This window comes from Yokenella regensburgei (genome assembly GCF_051486985.1).
Lineage (GTDB): Bacteria > Pseudomonadota > Gammaproteobacteria > Enterobacterales > Enterobacteriaceae > CBFFRJ01.
In genome coordinates, this window is sequence record NZ_JAHVDV010000081.1 from 1 (window position 1) to 1712 (window position 1712).

Annotated in this window: 3 protein-coding genes and 1 pseudogene; 2 read left to right on the forward strand and 2 right to left on the reverse strand. The window is 48.7% G+C overall.

Going from position 1 to position 1712, the window contains the following annotated elements; translation table 11 throughout:
- On the forward strand, positions 1-556 hold a 556-nt coding region (locus KXR87_RS23485), incomplete at its 5' end, for a hypothetical protein (protein WP_437434579.1).
- Positions 475-678 (forward strand): annotated as a pseudogene (locus KXR87_RS23490) (SymE family type I addiction module toxin); the annotation flags it as partial. The gene KXR87_RS23485 and the pseudogene KXR87_RS23490, both read left to right, overlap by 82 nt.
- A gap of 88 nt (positions 679-766) precedes the next feature.
- On the opposite strand, the gene KXR87_RS23495 reads toward KXR87_RS23490, so the two are convergent.
- Together KXR87_RS23495 and KXR87_RS23500 are read right to left on the reverse strand one after the other, a co-directional pair.
- Positions 767-1138, reverse strand: coding sequence for a hypothetical protein (locus KXR87_RS23495; protein WP_437434580.1), 372 nt, complete (start codon positions 1136-1138; stop codon positions 767-769).
- A 10-nt stretch (positions 1139-1148) separates the two neighbouring features.
- Positions 1149-1712: RHS repeat-associated core domain-containing protein (locus KXR87_RS23500; protein WP_437434581.1), on the reverse strand; the 564-nt coding region annotated here is incomplete at its 5' end.

A 1712-nucleotide genomic window follows, 5' to 3' on the forward strand; every position in this document is an offset into this window, starting at 1 on the left:
ACGTCTGGCGGCGGGCGATATTCAGGCTCTGGTCACAGGTCAGGCGCTCTTCACGCATCGGCACATTTTTACTGCCCGTCCAGGTGGCGTGGTTTATCTGGTCGTTTGCCGTCAGGCTGTTGACCATCGTGCCCCGGTGGGAGTCGGCCRTCATCGTCAGGTTGTACGCTTTGTCATACAGGTACTGGCGGTGCAGGGCACTGCTGTGCTGCTCTGCCAGCATCCCGGTCTGCGTCCAGTCCTGCCGCTGGTCAAACCCGGCGGCGCTGGCCCGGCGGATTTCCTGGCCGCGCAGGTCGTGTTCAAAGTTCAGCGGGGCATGGTCTGCTATCTGCCACGCTTTCAGCTCCCCCGTCAGACCACGGCTGAAATGCTCCGTGATACCGGCAGTGGTGCGCTGTGCGACATAATCCTGCTGCGCATCGTAACGGTACTCAGTCCGCCTGCCATTGAGGGTTTCCGCCCAGCCCGGCTACCTGTTACTCACAAAGACCCGGCCTGCACTTTAAGGGCGACTGGCTGGCTGAGGCGGGTTTTGACACCGGGCGCGGCGTGACCGTGAGGATCACGGAGGGGTGCCTGACCATCATCGCGGACAACAACGAAGTGCAGGAGTTGCGGGAAGAACTTTATAAGGTAAAACAGGTGGTGAAGGGGATTAAGGAGTCGGTTGTTTAGTGGGCTGAACGGCGGCGGGTAAATAAAAAATAAGCCGGGAAGATTTAATATCCCCCCGGCTTATGAAAATAGATCGCCAAAAGATACCCTATAATTTATTCACCCACGTTCTCATGTAATTGACATCCCCATCAAAAATAAACCCGTCTCCATTATCTGGTAAGAATAGCTGACCAGCATCAAATCTTAAAAATAATTCTTTTTTTGCTTTTCTCTGCTTTATGGAAAAATCATCATTCCAGTTCAATATATCTTCATTACGTTTTCTTTCATCAGATAAAAAAATCACAACTGAATTATCCAATTGCTCATAAGAACAATAAATTTTCTTAAGCGTAATATCGAAATCTAAATCACCAATGATGTTATATGTAATAAATAGTTCGTTTCCAGACGATTCAATGGTCCTTTCCACCAACGGTATTGAGCCTAACATCCTATTATCTATTGTATTTCTCATGAAAACCTCGCTAAGGAACGATAATTATCCCGGCTTTAGTTCCATCACCAAAGATAATATTATAGTGCGGATTATTATCGTGTAATGGATTTTTGGAATTATGAACAACATCAGATAATGGATTTTTCACATTATATAAATCACCCCGATATGTTCCCGCTGGCTGTTTCCATACATCACTGAACTTAGTGCCACTATAAAGCTCACCAGACCTTGCAGGGAAATTTTCAACATGAGGTCTAAGATCTGGCATGTTATCTAATAATGCTCTTGCTTCATCAACACTTCTAACCGTGACATCTTTGCCATTTCGTAGATCAGATATATTACGGCGTTGTTGGGCATTACATCCAGTAAGACCAAGCGGATCGATCCAAGAGAGAGGATTTGYCACATACCCGTACGGATTGACCCCACCCAATAACCCCACCGGGTCCGCGCTCAGATACTGCCCGGTATCGCAATCATAGTACCGGAAGCGGTTGTAGAACAACCCCGACTCGTCATCGTCGTACTGGCCGGGGAAGCGCAGGCGGCAGGTGGGGGCACCGTCTTTCTGGCGGCCTTCCTCCCG

Coding starts and splice junctions, on each gene's coding strand:
- KXR87_RS23495 (WP_437434580.1), bottom strand. CDS start 1,138: ATGAGAAATACAATAGATAATAGGATGTTAGGCTCAATACCGTTGGTG.